The sequence below is a fragment of the Sphingobacteriales bacterium genome (assembly GCA_016706405.1).
GTDB lineage: Bacteria > Bacteroidota > Bacteroidia > Chitinophagales > UBA2359 > BJ6.
On record JADJJT010000002.1, the window covers coordinates 1,118,609 to 1,140,636 of the forward strand.

Below are 22,028 nucleotides of genomic sequence, written 5' to 3' on the forward strand. Positions count from 1 at the left end.
TGTAAAACAAATTTGAAATAAAGGTGTAATTTTCAAGGCGGAGAGGGTAGGGCAATTTCGGCCTCTAACGGATGGTTTTGCGTTAGGTGTTTACAAAGTAAATGCCCAAAAAACGGTGCCAACGAAGTTCCTTTGGTTCCTAAGCCATTAAAAATAGCTAACTGCGGGTAAACAGGGTGCCGGCCTAAAAAAGGGCGGCGTTGTTTGGTTGCCGGCCTTATTGCGGCAACGTGTTTTATTATATGATAGGGCGCGGTTATGGTTTGTTGTAGTTTTTGTTGTAAGGTCGCAAGCCCCCATTCGGTTGGTTCGGGGGTCAGGTCTGTCCAGTTGTAGGTGCTGCCACACCAATAAATATCGTTCTCAGCGGAGTTGGTAAGCATGGGCGCAATTTGCAAACCACCTTTAATTATATAGGGCAGGTTGGGGGCTTGCGAAATTTTTATATGCAGCGCCTCGCCTTTTACTGGTGCATGGGGCAAATAACTAAAATATGGATTTTCGGTAGCCCAATGCCCTTCGCAAAAAACAACTGTACCTATGGAATTGCCTCGCCATATAGCCGAAGTAGTGGTTAGTTGTAAATCTTTTGTATTGAACTCTTCGCAAACAACAAGAGGAATACTTGCTTGCTTGTTTTGTTGGTAAGCCAACCAATTTTGTGTAAATACGCCTATATTGGCTTGTGCTGCTTGTATTTGTGCGTAGGCAAGCGCGGGTGGCAAATAGGGTAGGGTAGGGCGGGTTGTAATTTCCTCAATATAAGGTGCATAAAGCAGAGTTTGGCTGCGCAAATGAAATTGTTCGGCCTGTTGGGGTTCAGTAATTTGCCAAATTAAACGGCGTTTATGCCATAATTTAGCTAAGTTTGGCAAACTAAGACCTTTAGAATTAAAAAAAGATTCTGCCTCCGTATAGGCTGCTTCGGCAAAAGGTAAAATTTCGTTGGCTCGCCAAGTAAGCAATAAATGGCGGCCAGTAATGGGGTTTACAATACCTGCTGCAACTGAGGCAGCACCAGGCCGTTGGGGAGCTACAACCTGTAAAACCCGTTGTTGCGCATACTGGGTAAGGTAATAGGCTAACCAACATCCGGCCAAACTGCCGCCAACAACTAAATAATCGTAAATGGGCAAGGTTTATGAATGGTTTTTTTGGGTTTAGCTAATCAATTAGTTAGTTGTAATTCCATATTGTTAAATTAGGATTGAAACACGCAGTAAAAGTATTAATTTTTATTTTATCCGGATAAAGACTAAGGCAGGGTTTGTCCGGAATAATCAAATTGGCAACGTAAGCAAAGGTAGTCAAAATTAGGCTCTATTTTGACTTTTTGATGTCTTAAACACCTATTGCGCATTACATTGTAAAAATAACAGTAAATTTGCCTAATTTTGTACCAATCTACAATTATGTGGTTGTTTATTTACTCAATCAAACAAAGATGAGGAACGATTTTTTTAAAGCCTTTGTGCTTTTTGCTTTAGGTGCATGTTTTACAATAGTTTACGCACAAAGCCCTAATGTAAATACTGCTGCTGCAAATAAATTTAAAGTACAAGTTGGGGCATTTAAGCTAATTGACCCGGCTGTTGACACTAATAAAATTAACCCCTTACGAAGAGTGGGCGATGTTTATTTTGAACCAACCGAACAAGGTCTGACTCGTTTGATTGTTGGTTATTACGATTCTTATGAAGCGGCAAATCAAATTTGCGAAAGGGTTAAAACATTGGGTTTTGCCGAGGCTATGGTAATGCGTTACCCCAAGCCCATTCCAGCCAATAGCGTTTTAATTGGCAAGGCTTTTGAGCCAGAAACGCCAAAAACAACCGCCTCTGTACCCGAAGTTAAGGAGGTATTAATAAACGATACAACATCTAACAAAGAAACCTTACCTGCAAATATTAACATTGATAATAGCATAAAAAGTTTAAACAAAAAACCAAATCCGGTTACAAAAACCAAAGACGAAATGCCGGTACCTTTGGCAAATCGAACGAATAATAATGACATGCCCTCTGCGAACAGCGATGCCTTTAATGGCAATACATCAAACCAGCAAAATACGGGCAATGGAGATATATGGTTTTTTGTTTCGTTGGTAACATATAAAAATATAGAAGACTTAGCTAATTTGTCAGAATTAGTGGAATATGGAGCGATTTTCCGTGAAAAAAACAACCAAACAAACAGCGATTTTAAACTGTTATTTGGCCCATTTAAAACATTCGATGCAGCTCAAAACTGGGCTAAGTATTGGCAACAACATGGATATCCGGAGGCTGCTATTACCAGCCATGCCGAAAATTCGTTGGTATTTTTAGATTATAACATGAGGATTACACCCGTTGAAAATACTCCTCCTGCAAATAATACAACCGCTACTGCTCCTGCTATCGCTGCAGTTACGGCGGCAACCTTTAACAACAACAAGGAAGGGGTTGGGCAAGTAACGCTGTTAAGTAAGGGTGTTGCTGACGGTGGTAATAAGCAAACACAAACTAAACAAGAAACACCGGCGGCCAGTACAAGTTCTAAACAACAACAAACTTCGGGTTCGACAATTAAACCTGCGACAAGTTCTGCCCTTGCGCCGGCAGTTACGTTTAATGCTATAACCGGACAGGTAAACAGTGGCACTTATCAAAACCCAAACAATAGCAATATCAGTACGTTTTCTCTTCCGGAGGTAAATAATAGTAATAGCGCCATCGCTGATTTGAATAAACCAGCTTCGTGGAATTTTGCCGAAATGACAACAACAACAATATCGGCGGCGGCGGCACCTCAAGTTTTTAATGCACCCGTAGCTGCTAATTCAACTGCCGCCTTGCAACCACAAGGGCAAGCATTTTCTGTATTGCCAAACGACCAAGCTAAAGCAGCCAACTTTTATGCTGCCAATAAAATTGGTAATAATAGTATTGATATTTGGGAATTGGAAACTAAATTTAAACTATTAAATTTTGAGTCGTTGATTGTAAATCCTAAAATGGCCGGACAATTGACACAAAACAACGAGTTGGCAAAAACTTTAGTGGGCAGCCCCATACAGCCCTCGCTATTGCCAATGTTTAGCGAAAATTGGTACGAGCAAAGCAAACAAGCACCGCTAACCCAACATTTTGCTGTTGGCCGTTATGAAATATCGCCCATGCACGAGGGCTACTTAGTGCGAAGCCACAACGCGGCAGGCCGAAATGACCTTTACACCTTATTTTATTTAGATAAAAACCAGCAAAAATTTGTGGGCTATCAAAATATTGCCAACTATATGTTTAATAATACCAAAACCGATTATGCCATGTTGTTAGATATTAATAACGACAAGGCTAAAGATATAGTTTTGGGCAGTTTTGATAAAAGCCTGCCAACTGCCAATGCCTATACGGCAAAAGTATTAGTTTGGAATGGCTTAAACTTTAAAGAAACAAGTGTTGACAACCCTCAAAATTTATTACAAAAATTAGGACTAACCTCAATAGAATAGACATAATTGTAAGGTAACTATTCGTATAGTTTAATTTAAGAAGTAGTTTGCTTGTAAAAAAACATGCCAACCCAAGCAGCCCATGCTTTTAGTTTTGCCTTTACAGCCCTTGGATGAAAAGTTTTACCTGTTTTTTGTAATTTGAAAAATAAAAACTCATTCACCACCCAACGTATGGCGTAATAATAATATTTTTCCGGATAAGTGCGTTTGAAAATCAATTCTTTATTTGAACTTGCTGCCCAATTTTCCATAAAATTTGAATTTTGAGGCGCAACTTCGGTATATAACGGCGTACCTTTTATGGGGTAAACAGTGGTAATGGTATAAAAATCGGGGTTGGCAATTTTTAAATGTGCCACTGTTTCAACTATATCGGCGTGGGTTTCGGTGGGGTAGCCCAGCATTATAAATGTGCCTGTTTTAATACCTAATTTTTTGGCACCGATTAGCATTTTTTGAACATGCCCAATATTTACCCGCCTGTCCATGGCATTAATTACTGACTGCGAGCCACTCTCAGCACCTATCCATACTTTTACGCAGCCTGTTTGATGCAGCAATTCTAAAACTTGGGTGTTTAGGCGGTCGGCGCGGGTAATACATTCAAAGGCAAAGCTAAAGTTTTGGGCTTTAAGTTCGTTGGCAAATGCTTGTAGCCATTTGTGGCTAACGGTAAACACGTCATCAACAAACCAAATTAAGTCCATATTATAATTTTGCCGTAAATATTCCAACTCCTTTACTACTAATTTTGGCGCACGCCGCCTGTACGATTGCCCAAAAACGGCGGTACTGCACCATTTGCATGTATAAGGGCAGCCGCGTTGTGTGCTTACTGATATGGAACTAAAACCATGGTGTTTTTTCCATGTTTCAATATATTGGTGCATATTTATTGCCTGCCAGTTGGCCTGAGGCAAATCGTCAATATTTTTTAAGGCGGGGCGGGGTAGATTTTGGGTTATTTGCCCCGTTGAGGCATTGCGCCATACAAGTCCGGATATAGGCTGCATAGCTTTTGGGTCGGTAGGCAAATATCCGGATGATAAAGCTTGTACTAAGGCCAGCATAGTTTGTTCGCCTTCGCCGTAAATAACAGCGTCAGCGCCTGCTTGTATGTAGGCATCTGTATTATGGGTTACATCGGGGCCACCCAAAACTATAATTGTATTTTGTAAACTTGGCTGTTCGCGAATCCAGTTTACGAGCGGTAAAATGTGAAGTTTGGTAAGTAAATTAACATTAAAAGCTAATACATGAGGTGGGTTTTTAAGCAAATACTGCTTAAAATCGTGGGGCAAGTAAAACGTATTATCAAACACTTCGTTGGCAAAGCCATGTTGCTGCAAAAATGCCGACAAATAAAGCAAACCCAAAGGCGGATAAGGCCGCATAATGGGCTGTTCTTTGGCATCTAATTGTATAAAATAGCCGTGCGAAAAAACAATACGAAATGGCATGAAGCAAAACAGATAGTTGGTAAAAATAGCAAATTTATACTATATTATATTTGTTGCATTAGGGCCAAATATAATTTATACCAAGCTTTGTACAATATAAATAAAGATAATATGCCAAATCGTATTTAATTAGAAGGGCAAATCGTCTCCGGTATCGGTGGGTATTGACGGCTCGTTTGAGCTGTTGTCGGCAGAGGTTTGTTGGCTGTTGGTATTGGTATTACTACTATTGCCTGGCTCAACTTTCCATGCTTTTACGTCTGTGTACCACCGGCCGTTAAATTCACGGCTTTCAAGGTCAAACGAAATAGTTAGTTGATGACCTACTTGAAGCACAGATTCGATAATTTTATCCCCCCAAATTGAAATACATATTTTTTTAGGGTACTGGCCATCAGTTTCTACTATAATTTCTTGTTTTTTCCATGGGCCATTGCGGCCTTCGCCCGTTTGCAAGGGTAATAACTGAACTAAAGTGGCGGTAATTTGCATAAGTCAGAGATATGTAATTAAGTTTATTATTATTGAGTTTAATGTTAAATAAGTTGCTGTATTTTTTTGGGATAGTGAGTGATAAAGAACAAGTAAAGGTTAAAGTTCTAAAAACAATTTAATTGGGTCTTCCAATAATTGTTTGATGCGCACTAAAAAGCTAACTGCCTCTTTGCCGTCAATAATTCTATGGTCGTAACTAAGGGCAACGTACATCATGGGGCGTATTACAATTTGGCCATTGATGGCAACTGGCCGCTCTTGAATACTGTGCATACCCAAAATTGCCGATTGTGGCGGGTTTAAAATTGGAGTGCTAAGCAACGAGCCAAAAACACCGCCATTGGTTATGGTAAAAGTGCCGCCCGTCATATCGTCAATAGTTAGCAAGCCGTCGCGGCCTTTGGTGGCAAGGTCTTTCACTGCTAATTCAATTTGTTTAAGGTTAAGCGTTTCAACATTGCGCATCACCGGCACAACTAATCCTTTGGGTGTTGAAACGGCTATCGAAATATCAACGAAATTATGGTATTCAATAATGGCTTCGTCTTCTTTAAAATAAGCGTTCACCGCCTCAAACTCCATAAGAGCCTGGGCTGCGGCTTTGCTAAAAAACGACATATAACCAAGCCCAATTCCATGTTTTTCTTTAAATACATCTTTATATTTGTCGCGCAGTTGGTTAATATTGTGCAAATCAACTTCGTTGAAGGTGGTAAGCATGGCTGTTTGATTTTTAACGGCCACCAAACGTTGCGAAATGGTTTTGCGCAGGCGGGTAATTTTTTCTATCCGGATATTTTTATTGTTTTCGGATGTATCGGTATCTACTACATTATTGTTATTACTTGTAATTTGTACATTTTGTTGTTTGGTAATATTATCGGCAGCTTGTAGGGCATCGGCTTTGGTAATTCGCCCTTTGGGCCCCGTGCCTGCAATTTTTTCAGTTTGTAAACCTTGTTCGGTTATAATTTTTTGAGCCGAAGGAGATGGATGGCCTTTGGTGTAGGTTTCACCATCATTTTGTACCGTTTTTGTTTTGGTATTGTCGTTATTTGTATTCTCATCCGGAAGATTATTGGCCGGTGGTGGCGGTGTGGTTTCTTCGGTAATTACAACTTGTGTATCAATAGTGCAAACAGTGTCGCCAATTTTAAGGTCGTCGCCGGGTTTTACTAACAGGTTCACTTTTCCTGCGGCGGGGGCGGGCAGTTCAAGGGTAGCTTTATCGCTGTCGAATTCTAAAATAGGTTGGTCAATAGCTACAATATCGCCGTTTTTTACCAATAATTTAGCTACTGTAACTTCGGTAACCGACTCGCCCACTGGTGGTACTTTCACTTCAAGTAATGACATACTTTCTTTTTAATTTAACCACAAAAGTACAAAGTTTGCAGTTTACGTGTATTTAATTTGCCAAATTTAAGATGGGTTATTTGCTTAAAATTAGCACAGCTCCGGATATTTTATTTTCGAGTGGGAAGTTTTGATTTTTCCGGAAACAAATTTTTAAAAGTTTCAATAAAGCACTATCTTTGCGCGTTAAATGCCAATATAAACTTGCCTTTTATTTATTGTAAAGATGGTATATAGTTTCTATTATACTTCTCTTTGGCTTGGTTTTATTTTGGCTTTTTTGAAACAAATTTTAAATTCGACTCAGTTTATTGTTATTATAAATGGGATTACTTAGTTTTTTAGACCTAACACACGAAATAGCCATTGACCTTGGCACTGCCAACACCCTCATTATGTATAAAGACGAAGTGGTGGTAGATGAACCCTCAATTGTTGCCATAGAACGCTTGACCGGTAAAGTTATTGCCGTTGGCAAACGCGCTATGCAAATGCACGAAAAAACCCACGAAAACATTAGAACCATACGACCACTTAAAGACGGCGTAATAGCCGATTTTGAAGCCGCCGAAAACATGATTCGCGAAATGATTAAAATGCTGTACACTAACAAACAGTGGTTTAGTCCTTCGTATAAAATGGTAATTTGCATACCTTCGGGAATTACCGAGGTAGAAAAAAAGGCAGTTTTTAACTCAGCCGAAGCCGCCGGCGCCAAAGAACGCTACCTGATACACGAACCGATGGCCGCCGCTTTGGGTATTGGTATTGATGTTAGCGAACCCGTAGGAAATATGGTAATTGATATTGGCGGTGGAACTACCGAAATTGCTGTTATTGCACTTATGGGTATTGTTTGCGACCAATCAATACGAGTGGCCGGCGATGAACTTACCCACAATATTATGGAGTATTTGCGCCGCGAACATAACCTTTTAATTGGCGAACGCACCGCCGAGGCTGTAAAAATTAATGTAGGCGCAGCACTTACCGACTTAGAAAACCCTCCCCCCGATTATGCCGTAAATGGCCGCGATATAATGACCGGTATTCCTAAACAAGTAACCGTAAATTACGCCGAAATTGCCCATAGCTTAGATAAATCAATTGCTAAAATTGAAGAGGCTATTTTAAAAGCACTCGAAATTACACCCCCCGAATTGGCCGCCGATATTTATCAAACTGGTATTTATTTAACCGGAGGCGGTGCCTTGCTGCGCGGCTTAGACAAACGCATATCGGCTATAACAAAGCTAAAAGTACACGTGGCCGAAGACCCCTTGCGAGCGGTTGTTCGCGGCACAGGCGAAGCACTTAAAAACATCAATAAATTTCCGTTTTTGATGGGTAAATAGATAAACCAAATAATTGGCGGTAGCAACAGTACAAGGCAAAACGAAGCGAAAGTAATAATATAAGAAATGACAAATTGCCCATTTTTACATAGGCGAACATCATTTTATATTTAATTTTGTTAAAATAAAAAACTAATCCGGATATAAAGAAGTTGTTTAAAAATTAGTTTCTTGAACTAATTTGAAACTATGTACTACTAAAGTAATTGCAAAACTAAGTTGTCAATATATTTGTTTTACATTTTACAGCCTGTTTTATCTCAATAGTTTCTTAGTATCAAGTCCTTAAAACTGCCACACCGTTTAATGCTTAAACAAATTCTATGTGTCTATGTGGTTAATTATTATGGTTTAATTCTTAAACAACTTCAAAGATAAAAATTTTGTCTATTATTACCAAAACATGACGCTAAACAATATTCTAACCGATAAAAGTATAAAAGCAAAAGCAAAAACCAAACTTATTGCCGAACTTATATTAAGTAAAAATATTAGTTTAGACGACCTAATAAAAGTGACTTCAAACATTAAGAAAGACCCCGATAAAGCCAACTGTATTGAAGCCATTGAATACGCAACCAAATTATTTCCGGATATTGCCAATTTAAATTGTCTTAACTTTGCTACCCAAAACTTGTTGGCAAAAGCCTCGCGCATTAAATGGGAGGCGGCAAAAATTGTTGCCAATATTGCCCCACTTTACCCCCAAAATTTAGCAAACACCGTCGCTAATTTGCTCGAAAATACTACCAACGAAAGCAAAGTAGTGCGCTGGAGCACCGCTTACGCCTTGTCCGAAATTATTAAACTTAAAACAAATTTGAACAGCCAATTGTTGCCCAAAATTGAAACACTATTAATACACGAAAAAGAAAACAGCGTTAAAAAAATATATGAAACAGCATTAAAAATATAAACTTAAAGATTCATGATATAAAGGTAGCCAGCAATTAAAGCTTATAATAAAATTAAAAAAGTGCACATTTTTTTATCCGGAAAATTACAATATTTTACCTAACCATTAATAGTATCTACTTATACTAAATTCAGCTCGAACTCCTCCTAATTCCATCTAATTTAATAAGTTAACACTAAATCTTTTCAAACACGTTTTGCCATGCGCAATTTGTTGTTATTTTTTACTCGATACAATGCCTTTTTGGTTTTCCTGCTCTTGCAAATTCTTTCGTTTGGGCTGCTGCTTCGGTACAACCATTACCAAAGGGCTACAACATTTAGCAATTTAAATATTGTAACGGGTACAATGATTGAAAAAACTGATAAAATACGCGACTACGTTAAACTGCAAGATATAAACACCCAATTAGCCGAAGAAAACGCCCTGTTGTTACAAGAAATAAGCACACTTCGTCAACAATTAGACCTAAACACGGGCAGCGAGTGCATAGACATTTACCCAACCTTGTTTGCCAACAACTACAACGCCCCTTTAGCCTTAGACACGGCGGGTATGGGCTACGACAGTTTAGCAATAGACAGCCTTAAAAAACAAGCGGCTTTAGAGCTAGAAGCAAAAATTAGTCGCGATGCTCGCTTGTATAATTTTTTAGGTGCTAAAATTATTAATGGTTCGCTATACCGTACAAACAACTATTTAACGATAAATAAAGGCAGTTTGCATGGCGTTCGGCAAGAGATGGGCGTTGTAAGTAAAAATGGTATTGTAGGTGTAGTTAGCGCGGTAAGTCCTAATTTTGCAACAGTAATACCAATACTGAACCGCAATTTGCAAATAAGCTGTAAAGTTAAACGCAACAATGTAAAAGGCTCGCTAACATGGAACGACCCCATGCCCAACCCTAAGTACGCTTACCTTGAAGGCATAGGTAAAGACATATTAATTATGGCCGGAGATACTGTTTTAACCAGTGGTTATTCCGAATTTTTTCCGGCCAGCCTGCCCGTTGGCGTTATTGACGATATTCAGCTTGCCGAAGGCTCAAATCTTTACAGGCTGCGGGTGCGCTTAGACACCGATTTTCAAACACTCGAATACGTGTATTTAATTGACAATATACGCAAAAACGAGCAACGCACCCTTGAAGACCGGAATAAATAAATAAGTAAATAAATGAGTAATGCTAATTTTTCAATAGGATTAATTTTGCGCTTTGTAGGGCTTTTAACCCTTCAAACGCTTATTTTGTGTCGTATCGAACTGCCAAGCGGTATAACACCTGTTATTTACCCGCTTTGTATTTTGATGCTTCCTTTTGAAGTGCAAAGATGGTTAAGCTTGATTTTGGCATTTTTAACTGGTTTAATAATTGATGTTTTTGTAAATACACCCGGATTGCATGCTTCGGCAACCGTTTTTATGGCCTATTTGCGCCATCCGGTAATTGCCTTTAATCGCCCGGTTAGCGACTATCAACCCGGCGACAAACCATCAATAGCGAGCTTAGGATTAAAATGGTTTGCAATTTATTGCCTTATATTGTTGTTGGCTCATCAAACTTTTTATTATGTGGTTGATGCCTACAGTTTTTCGTATTTTGATAATATTTTGCCAAAAATAGCACTTTCAACAGGCATGGCCTTTGTGCTATGTGTTTTATTTGAATATATTTTTCATCCGCCACCTCGCCGAAATTCATAGTTTGTTTTACCAACACTATCCACGAACAAATGCCTCGAGTTTTACGAATTATTAACCGGTTAAATATAGGTGGGCCAACACACAACGTAGGTTTACTAACTAAATATTTAACCGACAAAGGCTACGAAACCTTACTATTGTCGGGCATTAAAGACGAAAGCGAGGCATCGTCAGACTATTTACTCGAGTCAATGGGCATAACGGCTCATTACGTGCCAAACATGCGAAGGGCAATTAACCCGCTAAACGATATTTTTGCTTATCGTTATTTGCTTAAAATAATAGCGCAGTTTAAACCACATATTGTACACACCCACGCAGCAAAAGCAGGTGCGTTAGGGCGTTTGGCTGCACATGTAAGTAAGGTTCCGGCAATTGTGCATACGTTCCACGGGCATGTATTTCACTCGTATTTTGGCCATGCTAAAACCCGATTTTTTTTACAGACCGAGCGGCGTTTAGCTAAATATTGCCACAAAGTAATTGCCCTAAGTACAAAACAAAAGCATGAACTTGCCAACGTATATCGTGTTTGCCCAAGCCATAAAATTGCAGTTGTGCCTTTAGGTTTTAATTTACACCCCTTTACCTTAAACCAAGCAGCAAAACGCGCCTATTTCAGGCAATATTATAATTTGCCCTCAAATTGTTTGGCCTTGGGCATTGTTGGCAGGCTAACAGCCGTAAAAAACCATGCTATGTTTTTAAAAGCCTACGCCGCCGCGTTGCCACACTTAAAACAGCCAGCTTGTGCCTTTATTATTGGCAATGGCGAGTTGTTGGCCTCGTTGCAGCAATTAGCCACTAATTTGAATTTAACTTGGACAATGCAACCCTACGATAACAATTTTAATCCGGATGAAAAAGAAGCAAGTTTGCAATTTGACGACAATAGTGAATATACAAATTATCCGGATGCTGCCGCCAATTTAATCGGCCATCAAACACAAAACCAAATTTCAACACCACAGGTAATATTTACCTCGTGGGCGCAACAAATGGATGTTGTTTATGCCGGGCTTGATGTAATAGCACTCACTTCGTTTAACGAGGGCACGCCAGTCAGCCTCATCGAAGCGCAAGCTGCCAGCAAACCCATTATTAGCGTTGAGGCGGGCGGTATTGCCGACATAGTGCTACCTAACAAAACGGCAGTATTAGTACCCAACAACAACCAAACGCTGTTTACCGAACAGCTAATTCAACTGCTAAACAATTTACCGATGCAACAATATTTAGCGCAAAACGGGCAAAGCTGGGCACTTGAACATTTTCATTTCAACCGGCTAATAAATAATATGGATGCCTTGTACCAAGAAATAATTGCCCAAAACAAAATAGATATAACAAATTAGCAATTTTATAGTCAAATTTTGCTCATTTTTGTTCTACATACAACCCGACAAACTAAAACAGCATCTGAATTTTAGAATAACCTGCTAATACGGTAAAATTATTTAATATAACAGATGATATGAGCAATTTGCCTCCCGGACAATCCGAAAAATGGTCAGACCGCGCCAGCCAATCGGTAATTATTAAAATTATTGTTATTGGCCTGATGATTGGTTTATTAATGATACCAAGTTTTATTATTTACGACTTGGTAAACGAGCGCGCCGCGCGCTATCGACAGGTTGTTGCAGAGATTAGCACCAACTGGGGCCAACCCCAACAGTTAACTGGCCCCATAATTAATATACCTTATAAAACATGGCAAACCAACGCAGACGGCCAACGCATAATGCAAATTGCCTACGCCCACTTTTTACCCGAAGAACTTAGTGTTGATGCCAATTTGCATCCGGAATTGAGAAAAAGAAGTATCTACCAGGCGGTTTTGTATAAAAGTGATTTGAATATGGAGGGCTTTTTTAACTATCCGAATTTTACCGACTTGGGTGTTGATGCTAAAGATATTTTGTGGGACCAGGCATTTGTAACGCTTGGTATAAGCGATATGCGTGGTATTAACGAAAATATAACCTTAAATTGGAATGGGCAAAATTTGCTGTTTGAACCCGGAACCGGCAATAACGATATTTGCGACACGGGCGTTCACTGTAATATTAATTTAAATATAAATAATGAAATAGCTGCAAATAGTGCTGGTAATACCAACAATCACAAGCTGAATTTTAAACTTAACCTCGATTTAAACGGCAGCGATTATTTACATATTACCCCCCTTGGCAAAGAAACCAGCGTAGCTATGGCCAGCCCTTGGAACGACCCAAGTTATAACGGTGCATTTCTGCCAGACACTAAAGACTCATTAAAATCCGGATTTAAAGCCCATTGGAAAGTATTACATTTGAACCGCAATTATCCGCAAGAATGGTTGGGCACTACCTATTCGGTTCAAAACTCATCGTTTGGGGTAAGTTTAATGCAAACGGTAAGTCATTACGACAAAACCAACCGAAGCACCAAATACGCATTGCTTTTTTTGGTTTTAACTTTTACCAGTTTTTTCTTTACCGAAATTTTAAATCGTTTGCGTATTCACCCTATACAATATTTAATGGTAGGCTTTGCCATTTGCATTTTTTATTTATTGCTGTTGTCATTGGCCGAATATATAAGTTTTAACCTTGCTTATATAGTGGCTGCCAGCGGAGTTGTTGGCTTAATTACCCTTTATTGCAACAGTATTTTTAATAATAAATGGCTTACTTTAGGTATTTTTTCTGTTTTAGTGCTACTGTACGGCTTTTTGTTTACCTTATTACAACTCGAAGATTATGCCCTGCTAATTGGCAGTTTGGGCTTGTTTGCCTTTTTGGCAACGGTTATGCACTTAAGCCGCAAAATTGACTGGTACCAATTAGGTAGTAAATAATAGCACTTTAATTTGCTTGTTGATGTTAGGCTTTATTTAGGTGTGTAAATAGGTGTTAAGGCTGCTAAAAATAGTTGTTTCAATTTGCCCCGCCGGTAAATGGTCAACAGGTATACAATTTGAGCTTGGAGGTAATATGGCTCGCGCTCGGTCAATTGGCTGGCTATATGCGCTGCAAGTACAAGGGGTGTTTTAAGGTGGGCAATGAGCGGGCGTTTTTGTTGCGCTTTGGGCGTGGCCAAACGTTTGACTAACAAATTTACCGATGCCTGTAAATAAACAGTTAGACCAATTTTGTTCATTAGGGCTATGTTATCATTAAAACAAGGCATACCACCGCCGGCAGCAATTACTAACGGAGTACGAGAGTGGCCAAAATTTTGCAACCAGTTATGCTCTAATATCCGGAAATAAGCTTCGCCATGCCGGGCAAATATTTCAGGAATAGATAAGTTCTCTTTGTTTGAAATTTGGACATCTGAATCTATAAATTGGGTGTGCAGCAATTGAGCCAATTTTTTTCCGGATTTTGTTTTGCCGCAACCCATGTAGCCAATTAAAAAAATGGGTTTTTGTACTAAAAACATAACAAGAACATCATTTTTATTAGGTTTAAGCGACCAAGTACTGGGCAAAATATTACCTTATGTTTTATTCGCCGCCCTGTGCTGCTTTAGCCCAACGCTGGCTCATGGTGCAATTTTGAAACTCGGGGGCAAGCCAAACGTATGTTTCCGGAATTCGCCTATCTAACCATTTCAGTAGGGCCTCTTGTCGTTTTATATTTTCAACATACGATTGAAAACGGGCATAGTCTTGTTTTAAATTGGCGCGGTGCGGCTGGGTGCGCTCGTAAAGATATAAAATTCGGTAAGCGGTTGTGCCATCCGGTTTTTTAAACTCCTGAGGCTTTGAAACTTCACCTTGCTTTAAGCCGTCAATGCCAAAAAACACAGTTGGGTCTAAGCGGTTCATTTCAATACGGCTGCTGCCGGTTTGTGCATCTTGAACCATGCCGCCAAAGCGTTTGCTGTTTTCATCGTCCGAATATTTTTCGACTGCTAATTTAAAATTTAGGCTGTCGGCCACTATTAAGTTTCTAATACTGTCTAAAGTTTTTTGAGTGGCTTGGTTTTGCGCCCAATCCGGAACCGGCCGGATTAAGATATGGCGGGTATTTATCTTTTCCCCGCGCCTTTCAATTAGTTGGATGATATGCAAACCGTAGCTCGATTCAATTACATCCGATATTTCGTTGGGTTTTAATAAATAGGCTGCTCCTTCGTATTCAGGAACTAACGAGCCGCGCTGCATCCACCCCAAATTACCGCCGTGTGGGGCACTTCCGGGGTCTTCAGAGTATCCTTTGGCAAGGTCTTCAAACGATTTTTTGCCCGAAAGCACTTGCTGGCGCAAATCGAGCAGTTTATTGATTACCACCTCTTTTTGTGCCCGTGTTGGTTTGGGTGTAATAACCAACTGACCAACTTCTACCTCCGAGTTAATGTATGGAATACTGTCGGGTGGCAGGGCGTTGTAAAAATCGCGCACTTCAGAGGGGGTAATGGCAGTATTACCTGTAACTTGCCCTTGCATACGTTGCGCCGCTAAAAGGTCGCGGGTTTTTTCGCGCAGGTCGTTTTTTATTTCGGCAATACTTTTGCCGTAGTAGGCTTCTAACTGCGTTATGTCGTTATTAAATGCACTAATAAAATAATTCATGCGCTGGTCAAGTTCGTGCTCAACTTCAGCCTCGCCTACTTCTACGCTATCAATTTCGGCTTGCGTTACAAATATTTTTTCGAGCAAGGCTTGTTCTAAGACGGCACATTCTAATTCGGGTTCTTTAATGCCTTGTGCTAAGGCTGCTTGTGTTTCGGCATCAATTCTCGATTTTAAAATAATGTGTTTGCCCACTTTGGCCACAATTTTATCGAGTAAAATAGGTTGCGTTGTTTGGGCAAATGCCGTGGTAGTGAAACTAAAAAAGTATAAAAAACAAATAATAATAGTAATGCGCATTTTTTTGCCAATAACTTCAAAAATAAATAAAAATATGGTTAAAGAAAACAATTCTCAGCCAACAAATTAAACAAACAAGATGCCAAGGCTAATAGTTTGGTTGCAACAGTGGTAAGAATAAAGAGGACTGATTTTTTTAACAAACCGCTGGCAAAGTTAGCACTTAAAAGTGGTTTATAGTAATTCGTTGTTTTTTCCGGATGTTTTACTTGCTACTTACTTTCTTTTGAAGCCTTAGAGCCTGTCTAAATTTTATTTTCTAATTCTATTAAGCATCAATTTTATCATGGCAAGTTGGATCATTGTCTGGCTCGTTTCGGTTTGGAACTCAAAGTCTTTACTCAATCTTCGATAGCTTTCGAGCCATGCAAAAGTTCTTTCAACAATCCATCTTTTTGGCAATACTTCGAATTTCGAGGCTGTATTCGATCTACTTACAACCTCAACCACCCACCCAAACGTTTTGCGGGTATTTTCAATTAACTCGCCTCTATACCCGCCATCAGCTACTATCTTTACCAATCTGCAAAACCTGCCTCTGAGGTCAGCTATAACCATTGGGGCTGATTTACTGTCATGCTCATTTGCCGCATGAACCACAACCGCTAAAAGTAGTCCCATTGTATCTACAATAATATGCCGCTTTCTGCCTTTAACTTTTTTACCCCCGTCAATCCCTCTGCACAAGCCTCCGACGCTTGTTGTCTTTACGCTCTGGCTATCAATTATACCAACACTTGGCGATGAAGCCCTGCCTGCTTGCTTTCGAGTCTTATCCCTGAGTATTTCATGGATGAGTTCTATCGTCCCATCCTTCTTCCACTTGGTAAAATAGTAGTAAACAAGCTTCCATGACGGAAAATGGAACGGCAGCATGCGCCATTGACAGCCAGTTTTAAGCAAATAGAACAGCGCATTAAAAATTTCTCTTAAACTGTGTTTTCGTTTCCGTTTGTCGTCTAAAATGCCTAATATTGCACTCCATTGACTATCGGTGAGACTGCTTGGGTAGGTTTTCATTTTACTTTATGTGTTTGATTTTCATAAAGCTATGAATTATTATTTAAACGTCAAACTGATAGTCTTTTATTCACATCTCTTTTAATAACTTTTTTCCTATCAATTTTTAGGACTGGCATGCCAATTTTTAATTTTTAGACAGTCTCTAAGTCATGGCAAAGATACAAATTATACTTTTTGATGATGTAGAATGGCAACAGCTATTGCCTTTAACACACACCCGCAGTGCGGCAACTTTGCGCGTGGGCATTTTAACTTTGGCCGAAAAATGGGCGGCTTACTCCGGATTGCAGTTGAAATTTACACCCAACCTTATTTACAAGCATTGTATCCAAATGAATATCCCGAAGAAAAATCAGCTTTTAAAATTTGGGTAAATAGTGCCATAATTCCAAATGCCAAACTGGTCGATTCTATTTGCCAAATTCCACCAAACTACATAGCCTTGCACCCTCAAACACATAAAATTGTAGCTGCTTGTACCCCCGCCTCTGTGCAGCATCCACCGACACATACAGCTATTAAAGATAATGTTGTTTTGTTGCCCAACTACAAAATGCTAACCCCCCTGGGACATTTTTTACCCTTAACGGCACCGAAATTGAAAACGATTTTGCCCTTTTAACTAAAAATAAACAAAGCCAGCCACTCGGCGCGTTTAGCCAGCACTAAACCCTAATAATAATATTTTTATAGCACCCGGTGCTAAAATTCAGGTGCTTTTTAAATGCCACCGAAGGCCCAATTTATATAGGCCCAAATGCCGAAAATAATGGAGGGCAGCACTATAAGAGGGCCGTTTGCCCTTTTTGCGAAGGTGCTACGGTTAAAATGGGGGCAAAAATTTACTCAAATACTACCATTGGCCCCTGTTGCAAAATAGGTGGCGAAGTAAGCAACAGCGTTTTTTGGGGTTATAGCAACAAAGCCCACGACGGGTTTATTGGCAACTCGGTAATTGGGGCGTGGTGCAATTTAGGTGCCGATACCAACTGTCTCGAACCTTAAAAATAACTACAGTTTAGTAACTGCCTGGAGCATGGTTGAGCAAGCATTTATAGATACGGATTACAATTTTGTGGCTTAATTATGGCCGACCATAGCAAGGCCGCATTAATACCATGTTTAATACGGAACCGTTGTAGGCGTTTGCTGTAATGTGTTTGGCGGAGGCTTTCCAAACAAATATGTTCCAGCTTTTTTAGCTGGGTGGACGCTGACAAAACCTCGAAGCCTACCAACTGCCCAAAGCCCTGCGCGACATTAACCGTGTAATGGCAAGGCGCAACCAAACGCTTTCAACCGCCGAACAAGGGCCCTAACTGCAATATTTTATGAATAATTCCCCGCCCGTCTAGCTAATAGTATAAATCCTGATTCTGACAATTTACGGAAGCAAAAGAAAAATTATGGTTCAGAAATTTTTTTGCCCAAACATATACAACTTAAAATAAATGCCGTAAATTGCCGCTGTATTTAACCATATAACCGCCGTTTGCTATGATTTTTTGCTTTGCCACCCTCCGCACCGGCACCCTCCGCGCTTTAAGCAAGGGCAGGGGTAAATACTAAACCCGTAGCTCACCGCCTTGTATTTATCCCTATCCCCCTCATCCGGAAGATTAACCCACTTCTGCGCCCCTCCAAGGAAATAACCCACCCCTGCACTCCAAGGGGGGGAAGTTGCGAAATCTTGCTAATCCGTTAATCCTATAAATCCCTGTTTCAGACAATATCGGAATAAAAAACCACAAATCAAACCCATTTTTAACTTCAAAAAAAACATTTTTAAATGAAACATTTTTTTCTTAATTTTGTAGGCATTATACCTACAACAGCCCAACAGCCCAACAGCCCAACAGCCCAACAGCCCAACAGCCCAACAGCCCAACAGCCCAACAGCCCAACAGCCCAACAGCCCAACAGCCCAACAGCTATAATATTTTTAAACCAACAAAGGTAATAATTATGGCGCTACTAATATTGACCAACTTAAATACCTTAGCTACTTTTGCTCAAGATACCGAAGAGTGCGGAGGAGCTATTTTGTTTGGAGAATATGACGAAGGTGGTTTTAGGTCAAATGTAGATTTTTGTACTGATGCCGTAAAGGTTTTACCCATTGTTATTCATGTTGTTTATAGTGGTACGCTTGAACAAGCACAAGTTGATATCGGAATGACAGAGATAACTGAAAATTTTTTATTTAACATTAACAGAAATTTTAGAACAACCAATTCAGTTATAAACGAGTTTGTTGATACAAAAATTCAGTTTGCACTAGCCGGGTTGGATCCCGAAGGCAATGAAACAGATGGCGTTAACTATGTTTATGATGCTGATAGCAAGTTTCATTATTACAATAATAGCACTGATTTTGCAAATGAAGTTTATCGTTTTGAGGCTATGGCTCTTTGGGACATTAGCAAGTATATAAATATTTGGATTGTATCTGATATTGTTGAAAAATCAGTTTATGGCTTTGCCCTAAACGGAAGAGGAATTTATTTAGATTACGCTTCTTTCGGTAGTAATACCCCAACTCATGAATTAGGACATATGCTTGGGTTAAAGCATACTTACGAGGCAGCTTCCTGCAACGAGGTTAATTGCACAAGTGAAGGCGATTTTATTTGTGATACACCTCCGGGGGTGCTTGAATCGTGTGATTTTTACGCACCAAGTTGTGGTGGCGACTTGTTTCCTCATGTCCAATTGAGTAATTTTATGAGTGCCTGCCCACAACGTACTAATTTTACCTTTGGTCAGGCTCTATTTATGACCGATGTATTGCACAATACGGTAATATCAAACGAAATTGGAATTTTGAACTTTAAACACCTTTGGTCAAATGAAAATCTAGCCGCCACTGGCGTAGTAGCCATAGATTACAATTTTGCCGAAGCAATAATAGACCATATAAACCCTAGCCAATCTCAAACTGTTGTAATGACGGTAAATGGGGATAATATAAGTAGTATTGATTGGTCATGGAGTGGTGGTAATGCAACAGGTCAAACCTTGTCCTACACAGAAGACTTAACTATTACATCAAGAGATTTTATGATAACAACAACTTTTAATGATGGAAAAACCCGGACAGATGAATTGCAAATAAATTTTAATGATGCAGCCTCAAGTGACTATAATTTTCAGTTTGAAAATAATATTTGGTCAAAGAACATATTGATAACTGCCGATGAAACATGGCACAATCACTTGTTACGGATTAACGGCAAAATTATTATCGAATCCGGAGCAACCCTGACGCTTGATGGTGGATATTTTGAGTTTTCACCCCAAGGCGGAATAATTGTAAAACCCGGCGGAAAACTGATTGCTTATGGTTACGAAAACTACCCTGTAACATTTAGAGGTAAACGTTGCGATAACACCCCTTGGCAGGGCATACAAATTGAAGGCAATTATACCAACTGCCAAGATGTAACCGACCCCGCCTGCCAATTATCCGGAAACACCGATTTATTAACGCATCATGGCATTGTAGAACTCAACAACGCCACTATTCAAGATGCCAAAATTGGCGTGCAAGTGGGTAAACCTTTAGTAGTGCTCGAAGGCAATGTTTTAAGCGGTGGCGGTGGTTTGCTAACGGCTTTAGACAGCAATTTCGATAATTGCTCGGTAGGTGTAGAATTTAACCCTTACAATAATATTGGGCTTAGTAGTATTGCTAACAGCGATTTTAATATTACTGCCCCATTTTTAGGCACCCATACTTATACCAATTTAGGGTATATTGGGGTATATACCAACGAAATAAATAGTGTAAGCATAAACGGCAACACCTTTAAAAACCACAACCCACAAGCCTTTGACCTCGATAAACAAGGTTGCGGCATTATAACCAATAATAGCAATATGAGTATCGGCGACAATAATTTTTCGGCATTATACAAAGGTATAACAGGTTATGGACTAAATGCCCTGCAAAGTATGTTAAGTATTGTTGGCAATAATTTTTACGACAACACCTATAAAGGCATAACCTTAAACGGCAATAGTTTTTCTGCGATTGAAGATAATAATTTTACACTAAGTAATGCAGATGGCAATTATGGTGTATATACGCTTTTATCAACCGGATTAAAGGTAACAGGCAACACTTTTAACGCGCCAGAGGCGGCAACAGAAACCAATTTTAAATATGGTTTGGTAATGCACAATAGCGGCACAATGGGTGCTGCGGTACTCGAAAACGTGTTTGGCGTACCCGACAACACCAACCCCAACAGCAATAAACCCCTGCGGGCAGGTGTGCAAATTGAGGGAGGCAGCAACCAACTGCTAACCATCGACTGCAACGTGTTTAATGCACAAAGCAAATACGACCTGCGCATTTTTGACTTTTTGCAAGACCAAGGGGCGTGTGATTTTGTGAGCGAACTTCTTAACCCCAATGCCAATGATTGGCATACTCCCCCGCAAAATGGCAGTACCTATCATATTTATTACAGCAACGCCCAAATACCTTTTAATATTACCTACGCAAATGGCTACGAACCTACGCTGTTAAGTGGCAATATTAATACCTATGATTGCGCTGATGACGAAACAGACTGTACCTTTATTACCCAAGGCGGTGGCACGGGGGCTGCCAAAATTGCCTATTTACAAAATTTACAAGCCGATACCACCCTTACCCCTGCACAACAAACATTAATTACCAGCGAATTATTGCGCACCCATATTAGCTTAAACCAATTTAGCGAGGCAGAAACACTGTTAACTACAAGCAACCTAAACCAGGCACTAACTGCCACGCAAACCCTGCAAGGGCAGTATAGCCAAGCATTGGCTACTTTAGATTTAATACCACAAGACACACCTGATAATATTGCTTTTCACGAATTTTTTACCAATTATATCGAAGAACGCCAAAACACAGGGGGCAGCGGTAAAACAACCCAATCAGCACAACAAAACCTAACTAAATTAGCCGATAAAAACCTGCTTTACCCCCCCGATTTGGGTAGTTTAATGGCGCAAACTCATACGGCAATAAGCCAAAAAACGGGTTATAACCGCATACCTGTTGAGGTGAAAAAACAAAACGAAACCACGCAGCATACCACCAGCAATTTATTAGTTTACCCCAACCCCGCAAATAACGAACTTTACATTACTGCCAACCCTATAATGTTTGCGCAAGCAGAAGTAAGTTTATATACTGCCAATGGGCAAGAAGTAGCAAAGGTGAAAATGGTAAATGGGCAAGCTAATATTAATACGGCACAATTACACCCCGGTATCTATATAAGCCAAGTAAGCAACGGCATAGCCGCGCCTTATGCTAAATTTACTATAATTCGTTAATTTATTAATATAGCATTACAAAGCC

General features: G+C 39.8%; 18 protein-coding genes and 1 pseudogene. 12 read left to right on the forward strand and 7 right to left on the reverse strand.

Annotated elements, in window-relative coordinates:
* Nucleotides 1-32: 32 nt before the first annotated feature.
* A complete protein-coding gene (locus tag IPI59_10720; protein MBK7528007.1) occupies nt 33-1,136 on the reverse strand; it encodes an FAD-binding oxidoreductase in 1,104 nt (367 codons plus the stop codon).
* Between the two features lie 308 nt (nt 1,137-1,444).
* Here IPI59_10720 and IPI59_10725 point away from each other — a divergent pair, with 308 nt between their 5' ends.
* The gene (locus tag IPI59_10725) at nt 1,445-3,493 is read left to right on the forward strand and encodes an SPOR domain-containing protein (GenBank protein ID MBK7528008.1); all 2,049 of its coding nucleotides are present in this window, start codon (nt 1,445-1,447) and stop codon (nt 3,491-3,493) included.
* Between the two features lie 35 nt (nt 3,494-3,528).
* Here the strand turns inward: IPI59_10725 and IPI59_10730 are convergent, their stop codons facing one another.
* The 3 genes from IPI59_10730 to odhB all read right to left on the reverse strand — a co-directional run bounded on the left by IPI59_10730 (nt 3,529) and on the right by odhB (nt 6,807).
* Nucleotides 3,529-4,956, reverse strand: coding sequence for a B12-binding domain-containing radical SAM protein (locus IPI59_10730; GenBank protein ID MBK7528009.1), 1,428 nt, complete (start codon nt 4,954-4,956; stop codon nt 3,529-3,531).
* Nucleotides 4,957-5,085: 129 nt separating this feature from the next.
* Entirely contained in the window at nt 5,086-5,448 is a 363-nt protein-coding gene (locus tag IPI59_10735; protein ID MBK7528010.1) for a DUF3127 domain-containing protein, read from the reverse strand.
* Nucleotides 5,449-5,547: 99 nt separating this feature from the next.
* Nucleotides 5,548-6,807 carry a 2-oxoglutarate dehydrogenase complex dihydrolipoyllysine-residue succinyltransferase gene (gene odhB / locus IPI59_10740; protein ID MBK7528011.1) on the reverse strand — a complete coding sequence of 420 codons (1,260 nt, stop codon included), beginning with the start codon at nt 6,805-6,807 and terminating at the stop codon, nt 5,548-5,550.
* A 323-nt stretch (nt 6,808-7,130) separates the two neighbouring features.
* On the opposite strand from odhB, the gene IPI59_10745 reads away from it, so the two are divergent.
* From IPI59_10745 to creD, 6 genes are all read left to right on the forward strand, one after another.
* The gene (locus tag IPI59_10745) at nt 7,131-8,162 is read left to right on the forward strand and encodes a rod shape-determining protein (GenBank protein MBK7528012.1); all 1,032 of its coding nucleotides are present in this window, start codon (nt 7,131-7,133) and stop codon (nt 8,160-8,162) included.
* 403 nt (nt 8,163-8,565) lie between these two features.
* Nucleotides 8,566-9,078 carry a hypothetical protein gene (locus IPI59_10750; GenBank protein ID MBK7528013.1) on the forward strand — a complete coding sequence of 171 codons (513 nt, stop codon included), beginning with the start codon at nt 8,566-8,568 and terminating at the stop codon, nt 9,076-9,078.
* Between the two features lie 201 nt (nt 9,079-9,279).
* The gene (gene mreC, locus IPI59_10755) at nt 9,280-10,242 is read left to right on the forward strand and encodes a rod shape-determining protein MreC (GenBank protein ID MBK7528014.1); all 963 of its coding nucleotides are present in this window, start codon (nt 9,280-9,282) and stop codon (nt 10,240-10,242) included.
* 12 nt (nt 10,243-10,254) lie between these two features.
* The gene (locus IPI59_10760) at nt 10,255-10,782 is read left to right on the forward strand and encodes a rod shape-determining protein MreD (GenBank protein ID MBK7528015.1); all 528 of its coding nucleotides are present in this window, start codon (nt 10,255-10,257) and stop codon (nt 10,780-10,782) included.
* A 29-nt stretch (nt 10,783-10,811) separates the two neighbouring features.
* Nucleotides 10,812-12,137 (forward strand): glycosyltransferase, encoded by a 1,326-nt coding sequence (locus IPI59_10765; GenBank protein ID MBK7528016.1) that lies wholly within the window; start codon nt 10,812-10,814, stop codon nt 12,135-12,137.
* A 119-nt stretch (nt 12,138-12,256) separates the two neighbouring features.
* Nucleotides 12,257-13,624 (forward strand): cell envelope integrity protein CreD, encoded by a 1,368-nt coding sequence (gene creD / locus IPI59_10770; protein ID MBK7528017.1) that lies wholly within the window; start codon nt 12,257-12,259, stop codon nt 13,622-13,624.
* Between the two features lie 32 nt (nt 13,625-13,656).
* Here creD and IPI59_10775 read toward each other — a convergent pair whose 3' ends face one another.
* The 3 genes from IPI59_10775 to IPI59_10785 form a co-directional block, all read right to left on the reverse strand.
* A complete protein-coding gene (locus IPI59_10775; GenBank protein MBK7528018.1) occupies nt 13,657-14,259 on the reverse strand; it encodes a shikimate kinase in 603 nt (200 codons plus the stop codon).
* A 16-nt stretch (nt 14,260-14,275) separates the two neighbouring features.
* Nucleotides 14,276-15,646, reverse strand: a complete 1,371-nt coding sequence (locus IPI59_10780) for a peptidylprolyl isomerase (protein MBK7528019.1) — start codon at nt 15,644-15,646, stop codon at nt 14,276-14,278.
* 252 nt (nt 15,647-15,898) lie between these two features.
* Entirely contained in the window at nt 15,899-16,666 is a 768-nt protein-coding gene (locus IPI59_10785; protein ID MBK7528020.1) for an IS5 family transposase, read from the reverse strand.
* A gap of 161 nt (nt 16,667-16,827) precedes the next feature.
* On the opposite strand from IPI59_10785, the gene IPI59_10790 reads away from it, so the two are divergent.
* From IPI59_10790 to IPI59_10810, 5 genes and pseudogenes are all read left to right on the forward strand, one after another.
* Nucleotides 16,828-17,043: a hypothetical protein gene (locus tag IPI59_10790; protein MBK7528021.1), complete on the forward strand. Its 216-nt coding sequence runs from the start codon at nt 16,828-16,830 to the stop codon at nt 17,041-17,043.
* Nucleotides 16,992-17,291: a hypothetical protein gene (locus tag IPI59_10795; protein MBK7528022.1), complete on the forward strand. Its 300-nt coding sequence runs from the start codon at nt 16,992-16,994 to the stop codon at nt 17,289-17,291. The genes IPI59_10790 and IPI59_10795 overlap by 52 nt, the downstream gene beginning before the upstream one ends.
* Nucleotides 17,267-17,933: pseudogene (locus tag IPI59_10800) on the forward strand (hypothetical protein). Before IPI59_10795 ends, IPI59_10800 begins: the two are co-directional and overlap by 25 nt.
* Nucleotides 17,934-18,458: 525 nt before the next feature.
* Nucleotides 18,459-18,629 carry a hypothetical protein gene (locus IPI59_10805; protein ID MBK7528023.1) on the forward strand — a complete coding sequence of 57 codons (171 nt, stop codon included), beginning with the start codon at nt 18,459-18,461 and terminating at the stop codon, nt 18,627-18,629.
* A 5-nt stretch (nt 18,630-18,634) separates the two neighbouring features.
* Nucleotides 18,635-22,003: a T9SS type A sorting domain-containing protein gene (locus IPI59_10810; GenBank protein MBK7528024.1), complete on the forward strand. Its 3,369-nt coding sequence runs from the start codon at nt 18,635-18,637 to the stop codon at nt 22,001-22,003.
* The last annotated feature ends 25 nt before the right edge of the window (nt 22,004-22,028 follow it).